The sequence below is a fragment of the Hydrogenophaga sp. genome, from assembly GCF_051007235.1.
Classification (GTDB): domain Bacteria; phylum Pseudomonadota; class Gammaproteobacteria; order Burkholderiales; family Burkholderiaceae_C; genus Hydrogenophaga.
Genome location: NZ_JBPCSJ010000359.1, coordinates 1 through 7,490, shown reverse-complemented (window position 1 = coordinate 7,490; position 7,490 = coordinate 1). Strand labels below are relative to the sequence as shown.

5 protein-coding genes and 2 pseudogenes are annotated in these 7,490 nt (G+C 65.0%); all 7 read right to left on the bottom strand.

The window, feature by feature from the left end:
* Window positions 1-295 (bottom strand): annotated as a pseudogene (locus tag ACR2JA_RS12940) (hypothetical protein); the annotation flags it as partial.
* A gap of 37 nt (window positions 296-332) precedes the next feature.
* Entirely contained in the window at window positions 333-1,424 is a 1,092-nt protein-coding gene (locus ACR2JA_RS12935) for a patatin-like phospholipase family protein (RefSeq protein ID WP_434009491.1), read from the bottom strand.
* Window positions 1,425-1,644: 220 nt separating this feature from the next.
* On the bottom strand, window positions 1,645-2,478 hold the full coding sequence (locus ACR2JA_RS12930) for an HDOD domain-containing protein (protein ID WP_434009490.1): 834 nt from the start codon (window positions 2,476-2,478) through the stop codon (window positions 1,645-1,647).
* A gap of 110 nt (window positions 2,479-2,588) precedes the next feature.
* Window positions 2,589-3,416 (bottom strand): HDOD domain-containing protein, encoded by an 828-nt coding sequence (locus ACR2JA_RS12925; RefSeq protein WP_434009489.1) that lies wholly within the window; start codon window positions 3,414-3,416, stop codon window positions 2,589-2,591.
* A 190-nt stretch (window positions 3,417-3,606) separates the two neighbouring features.
* Window positions 3,607-5,994, bottom strand: a pseudogene (locus ACR2JA_RS12920) (Tex family protein).
* Window positions 5,995-6,137: 143 nt separating this feature from the next.
* Window positions 6,138-6,524: a hypothetical protein gene (locus ACR2JA_RS12915; RefSeq protein WP_434009488.1), complete on the bottom strand. Its 387-nt coding sequence runs from the start codon at window positions 6,522-6,524 to the stop codon at window positions 6,138-6,140.
* Window positions 6,525-6,824: 300 nt separating this feature from the next.
* Window positions 6,825-7,490, bottom strand: a 666-nt coding sequence (locus ACR2JA_RS12910; protein ID WP_434009487.1) for a hypothetical protein, incomplete at its 5' end; no start/stop codon positions are given.

Genomic DNA, 7,490 nt, shown 5'->3' with positions numbered 1-7,490 from the left:
CGTTGGGGTCCCCCCCCCGCCCCGGCCGGGGGGCGCGGGGGGGGGGCCCCGCCCACGACTCTTTGTGTTGCAAGGTGGCCAGGCGCGGGTCGGCCCGCAGGTGGGCCAGCACCGCGCGCACGCCCGCTTCGGGGCCGGCGATGGTGCCGTTGATGCCTTCGCGCGCCAGCAGCAGCGTGCCCTTGACGGCGTTGGCCTCGCAACAGGCCAGCAGCGGCTCGCGCAGGGCCTCGTGGTCCGGCAGGTCGACGAACTTGTAGAGGGCGGCGGTGAGGTAGCGCGAAGCGGATTCCATGGCGCGGATTATCCCGCGGCCCTGCCCGGCCCTGCCATCACAGTGCCTCGATCCGCCCCATGTCGGGCCGCTCCAGCCACTGCGCCAACTCGTCCGCCAGCCGCCGGGCCGCGCCCACCGCGCCGTTCCAGGCGGCCATGCGCGCGGCCAGGTTGGGCCCGTAGTGGGTGAAGTCGTTGCGGTCGGGCAGCTTGGCGTTGGGCAGGGTCTTGACCCATTCGGGGTCGGGTGCCAGCACCAGCATGCTGTCCAGCGCCGGGGTGCTGCGGTGGCGGTGCTTCCAGACCTTGTCCAGCCAGCCGGGCACCACCGCCTTTTGAAAGTGCGGGTACAGCACCAGCGGTGACGCGGCCGGGGGCTGGTAGCGCAGGTGCATGTGGTAGTCGGTGATGCCGCCGTCCCAGTAAGCGCCGGGCGGCGCGCCGGCAATGCCGTGCACCGGCCGCAGCACGAACGGGATCGAGCAGCTGGCCTGCAGCGCGTCCATGAAGTTGGCTTCGCTCAGCGCCACCGCCCGGGTGCGGAAGTCGCGGGTGTCAAACGGCAGCCCGTCCGCCGCGGGTGAGGAAAACACCACCCGGTCCAGCCAGGCGCCCAGGGCCTTGCGGTGCAGCGCGTTGGCGGCGAAGGCGCCCAGATAACCCAGCGGGGTGCGCACCGGGCCTTCGCGCCCCAGCACGTGGCGCCCGTGCGATGTGACGATGTGCAGCCAGTAGCGCGGGTGCTGCAACACCTCGGGGATGCGGCCGCCGTAAAAACGCCGCAGGCTCTGACCGAACTGTTCGCTCACCTGCGTGGCCGAGGGGCGCTTGTGCCCCGGCGGCAGTTCGTAGTGCTGGGCGATGTAGTCGCGCTCCAGCCGCTCGAAGGCGGCCACGCTGTGGTCCAGGCAGGCCGTGGCCATGCGCCAGGCACCGATGGACGCGCCCACCAGGTGCACCGGCTGGGCCGACTGTGGCAGCCAGTGGCCAAAAATGAAGCGGTCCAGCGGGCCGAGGATCAGGCCCTTGGGGCCGCCCGCAGCGGCGGGGATGACGCCCACATCCTGCGGTCGCAGGCCGTGCTGTTCGATGTGGCGCCGGGCCACGGGGCCGGCGTAGAGACGGAGAGCGGATCGGGTCGCAGACATGGACTGCGATTGTGGCGCAGCGACCTGCTTCAACGGTGGAGCGTGGGGGCCTACGTTTCGCCGCTGGGCCGCCCCAAGGCGAAACAGCCCCCGCGGGGGGCAGCGACCCGCGCCAGCGGCGGAGCGTGGGAGCCTACGTTTCGCCGCTGGGCCGCCCCAAGGCGAAACAGCCCCCGTGGGGGCAGCGACCCGCGCCAGCGGCGGAGCGTGGGGGCCCAGTTCAGTGCGCCGTTTCGGCCTGCTCGGCGGCGGCGATGCGGGTCAGCGCCGGGATCTCTTCGCCGATCACCGTGTCCGGGTCCACGCCCAGCACCAGGCCGATCGAGTCGGGGTAGGTGTTGATCAGGCCCTGGCTGCCCAGCGACAGCTCTTCGGCCCGGGCGCGCCAGTTGGCGATGTGGATCACACCGGCGATGGGTTCGTACACGTCGTTGTCGAACGGTGCCACCTGGTGTTCGATGGCATTGATCATCTTCTTGGGGAATTTCCATTCCCGCGCCAGGGCAGCGCCCACGTCGGCGTAGCAATAGCCAAAAAGGCCCCGCTCGGCGCGCGCGCGCTTGAGGTCCAGCATGGGGATGCTGCGGTCCAGGTCGATCATGGCCTCGGGCATGCCGGTGTGCATCACCAGCTCGCCAATGCCGTGGATCAGCCCGGCCGTGAAGGCGGTGTTCTCGTCGATCTTGATCGGCAGTGCCAGGTAACGCGAGAGGTTGGCCGTGTTCAGGCTGTAGCGCCAGAACTGCCCCAGGTTCACGCTGCCCAGGCTGTGGAAGCCGTCGCCCAGCGCAGCGCCAATGACCAGCGCGCGCACCTTGATCAGGCCCATGACGTTGATGGCTTCCTTGGCCGTGGTCACGCTGCGGTTGAGCCCGAAGAAGGCCGAGTTGGCCATTTTCAGCAGCTTGGCCGTGAGCACCGGGTCCGACTCGATGTAGGCCGCCGCCTGCATGATGTCCACGTCTTCCTGCTGGAAGGTCTCGATCAGCTGGCGCACCACCTTGGGCGCCGACGGCAATGCGTTGGGCTGCTTGAGGAGTTTGTCGATGTGCATGGTGGGCGGCCTCTCGGGGATGGGTCAATCAACGGATCGGGCTTGAGACTGTTTCATCGTCTGTCGCGGCTGGGACTTGAGTGCTTTTGAATGCATCTTTTTGAGACAACTCAGTCGGTGAACGCGCCCAGCGCCTGGCTGAACGACCATTCCGACGGGTCCTTGCCCAGCACGCTGTCCAGGTCCAGGCCCAGCGTGAGCCCGACCATGTCGGGGAAGGTGGCGGCCAGGCCCTGGTCGTCCAGCTGGATTTCTTCGGCCCGCGCCCGCCACGACGCCAGGTGCAGGATGCCGCCCAGCCGGTCGTAGGCCTCGCCCTCGAACGGTTCCACCTGGTTGGCCAGCGCGCTCACCATTTCGGGCGGGAACTGCCATTTCTCGGCCATGCCCGCGCCCACGTCGGCGTAGGTGTAGCCAAAGGCGGCTTTTTCGGCCGCGGCGCGGTTCAGGTCAAAAGGCGGGGTCGCCATGTCCAGCGGCGCCACCACGTCGGGCATGGCGATGTGCATCACCAGGATGCCGATGGCGTGGATCAGCCCCGCGGTGAACGCGTTGCCCTGGTTCTGGTGCAGCACCCCGGCCAGCGACCGGGAAATCTCGGCCACCCGCAGGCTGTAGCGCCAGAACTGCCGCAGGTCCACGCCCGGCACGTTCTTGAAGCTCGCGCCCAGCGCGGCCGCCATGACCAGCGAACGCACGTGGGTCATGCCCAGCATGGCCACCGCCTCGTCGGCGCTGCCGATCTTGCGGCTGACCCGGAAAAACGCCGAATTCGACAGGCGCAGCACCCGGGTGGTGAGCGCCGGGTCGTGGCCGATGAGCTGCCCCACCCGTTTCGGGCTGGGGTCTTCCTTGTTCATTTCGCCCAGCAGGTCGGTGACGGCACGGGGCATGGCCGGCAGGGCGCGCGGGTAATTGAGCAGTGCTTCGAGTTGCATGGTGGGCGGGTGGAAGGACCGGTTCTCGGGTTTCCTCCTGTATCGACCCCTGCACGCCCGACTTGAGGCCCACAAACCCCCGTTGAAGCCCGGGAAAGCCCTCTTTTTCGCCGCCCGATTCCGCCCCGTGAAACCGGAAGGCCCGCCAGACCAGCCAAGCCCAACGAAGCAGGCCTGGCCACGGCTCAGTTCAGCGCTTGAGACCCTGCAGCTTGGCAAAGGCCGAGGCCATGGCGCCGCCGGCTTCGGGCTGGCGCTGGCCACCCCCCTGCCCGCCCGCATAACCGCCGTGGTTGCCGCCCCCCCGCGGGCCGCCGCGCGAAGGCTCAAACCGGTTGTCGCGCGGCCCGTCCTTGCGGGCCGGCGCGGCGTCCAGCTTCATGGTCAGGCTGATGCGCTTGCGGGCCGCGTCCACTTCCAGCACCTTGACCTTGACGATGTCGCCGGTCTTGACCACTTCGCGCGCGTCATTGACGAACTTGTGGCTCAGCTGGCTGACGTGGATCAGGCCGTCCTGGTGCACGCCCAGGTCCACAAAAGCGCCGAACTGGGCCACGTTGCTCACCGTGCCCTCCAGCACCATGCCTTCGCGCAGGTCGGCTATGTCGTCCACGCCTTCGTTGAAGCGCGCCACCGCAAAGTCCGGGCGCGGGTCGCGGCCCGGCTTTTCCAGCTCGCCCATGATTTCCTATACAGTGATCAAGCAGAACTTCTCTTTGGCTAACAGCTCGGGCTTGAGCGTCTTGAGCATGTCGGCCCGGCCCATGATGTTGGCCACCGGCTGCCCAGTCTTGGCGATGATCTGCTCGACCACCGGGTAGGTTTCCGGGTGCACGCCGGTCATGTCCAGCGGGTTGTCGCCATCGCGGATGCGCAAAAAGCCCGCCGCCAGTTCAAAGGTCTTGGCGCCCAGGCCGGTCACATCCAGCAGTTGCTGGCGGTTCTTGAAGGCGCCGTTGGCTTCGCGCCAGCGCCCCACCGCCTTGGCCACCGAGCCCGACAGGCCCGACACGCGGGTCAGCAGCGGCACGCTGGCCGTGTTCAGGTCCACGCCCACGCCGTTCACGCAGTCTTCCACCACCGTGTCCAGCGTGCGGGCCAGTTCGCTCTGGTTCACGTCGTGCTGGTACTGGCCCACGCCGATGGATTTGGGGTCGATCTTCACCAGCTCGGCCAGCGGGTCCTGCAGGCGGCGGGCAATCGACGCCGCACCGCGCAGGCTCACGTCCACGTCCGGCATTTCCAGCGCCGCAAACTCGCTGGCGGAATAGACCGAGGCGCCCGCCTCGCTCACCACCACCTTCTGCACGCCCTCGATGCCGGCCTTGGCCAGCATCTTGATCAGGTCACCCGCCAGCTTGTCGGTCTCGCGGCTGGCCGTGCCGTTGCCAATGGCGATCAGCTGCACCCCTTGCTGACGGCACAGCAGCGCCAGCGTGTGCAGCGCGCCGTCCCAGTCGCGGCGCGGCTCGTGCGGGAACACCGTGTTGGTCGCCACCAGCTTGCCGGTCGCGTCCACCACGGCCACCTTCACCCCGGTGCGGATGCCCGGGTCCAGGCCCATCACGGCCTTCTGGCCGGCGGGCGCGGCCAGCAGCAGGTCGCGCAGGTTGTCGGCAAACACCTTGATCGCCACCGCCTCGGCGCTCTCGCGCAGGCGGGTGAACAGGTCGCGCTCGGTGCTCAGGCTCAGTTTCACGCGCCAGGTCCAGGCCACGCACTTGCGGATCAGGTCGTCCGCCTTGTGCGCCTGGTGGCTCCAGCCCAGGTGCAGCGCGATCTTGCCCTCGGCCAGGCTCGGTTTGCCCGGCTCGGGCATCTCGGGCAGCACCAGCTTGGCGTCCAGAATCTCCAGCGCCCGGCCGCGGAACACCGCCAGCGCCCGGTGCGACGGCACCCGGCCGATCGGCTCGTCGTATTCAAAATAGTCGCGGAACTTGGCCACGTCGGCGTTGTTCTCGTCCTTGCCCGCCACCAGCTTGCTCTGCAGCAGCCCCTCGGCCCACAGCCATTCGCGCAGGCCCTGCACCAGTGCCGGGTCTTCGGCCCAGCGCTCGCTCAGGATGTCGCGCACCCCGTCCAGCACCGCCGCGGCGGTCGAAAAGTCCGCGCCCGGCTTGCCGTCGTCCAGCACCTCGGGCGGCTTGGTGAAGGCGGCCGCTTCGGCCATCGGGTCCAGCGTCGGGTCGGCAAACAGCTTGTCGGCCAGCGGCTCGATACCGAATTCGCGGGCGATCTGCCCCTTGGTGCGGCGCTTGAGCTTGAACGGCAGGTAGATGTCTTCCAGCTCCTGCTTGGTCGGCGCCTGGGCAATGGCCACGCGCAGCGCGTCGGTCAGCTTGCCCTGCTCGTCAATCGCCTTCAGCACGGTGTCGCGGCGGTCTTCCAGCTCGCGCAGGTAACCCAGGCGGTACTCCAACTCGCGCAGCTGGGTGTCGTCCAGCCCGCCGGTCACTTCCTTGCGGTAGCGGGCGATGAAGGGCACCGTCGCCCCCCCGTCCAGCAACTCCACCGCGGCCAGCACCTGCCGCGCCTCAACCCTGATCTCCTGCGCGATCTGCGCGATGATTTTCTGCATGTCCCAAGGGGCGCCAGCGGCCCGGTTTTCAACGAAGCGGGCGAGTTTGCCACAGGGGTGGGGGCCCCCCCGAAGTGGCTAGAGCGGACTGGACAAGTGCTGAACAGGCTGCAGGTCCGCACCGTGGCGTTGAGTGCCCCAAATCAAAAAAGCCATGTGGACAGCCATACCCCAAACAGCAAAGCACCTGAAACAGCATATGCAATGCCGAACCCCAATCGCCACGCAATGAACAAAGCACACGCCAGAATCGACAGAATCAACCACCATTGCGGCATCAACTCGGCAAGCAGGGTCTCGCCGATCGACCAGCTTCCGTTCTGATCTTCAAGGTGCTTGATTTCCTTCAACTGCTCTTGTGAAAGCGGGACTCCCTTGGGTTGCTCCTTCAATATCTTCTGCGAGCCTGCACTCATTGAATTGACATCTATCGGGATTCCGTGCTTTGAAGGCAAGTATAGAAAATCGACTGATGCACCAATAATTAGCGATAGCACGACAAGAAGAGTGTATTGAATCGCTTTGTACATTGTGATTTATTGAAGTTAACCCGTTTGTGTCGGGCGTGGCGAGAAAGCAGATAGCGCCCACTTGTCAGTCCAAAATTGTGCCTCTTCTGGCGGCGAAAAGATTGGAAAAGGGCAAAACCTAACCCAGTAGCCCGCCGCGCGATGATTTTTCGCATGTCCCAAGGGGCGCCAGCAGCCCGATTTTCAAAGAAGCAGGCGAGTTTGTCACAGGAGTTGAGGTTACCTCGGTCGCTACAGCGGCCGCGTTGACCTCCGATGCAGATCAGTACTGCATGAATTTACGAGTCTGTGGACTGGCATTTACGGCCGAATGAGGTCGCAATGTCTTATTGCCTTAGGTGCGAATATTGTGGTCGGCTTTAGCCATTCCCATTCTTCAGCAATGATTTTCTGATACCAAGCCCCCTCTGGAAATTCCTTTAGGGGTTCATCAAAATCCAGTGGGCTTTTAGGTTCATCGGCATCTCGTGCCAGTCGCAACGAATGATCGCGCCTAAATGGGTATTCAACAGGCTCCCACAATGCTCGCACCTCTCGTTGAGGGGCGAAACTGACGTCCTTCATCACCCCTGCAAAATCCTCATAATCAGGCACACAATCCCATCGCCCTTTGTCGTAATAAATAACCTTGCGTAGAAGCAGGTTGGTAAACCTAGGCTCAAGCACGGCATCAATCTCGGCAAAAAAATCCAACGAGTTTATTCTAATGCAACAATTGGCATCAAATTCTTGGTAATAGTGCACATCATAATCTGTGGTTGTGCAGAGCAGTAAATTATTTCTTGCCATGACGAAGCGTACTTCGGGTACACCATCTTTCCAATTTCTTTTTGGAACGCGGTAAACATAGTAGCCTTCATGCCGATCGTGAATCGCCTTTCCATAAGTTTCGTTCTTTGCGTAATCAAACAACGTACCAAGCCTTAGCTGGCCAGTCCCGAAGAAGCAGTTCGCCCACTTTAATTT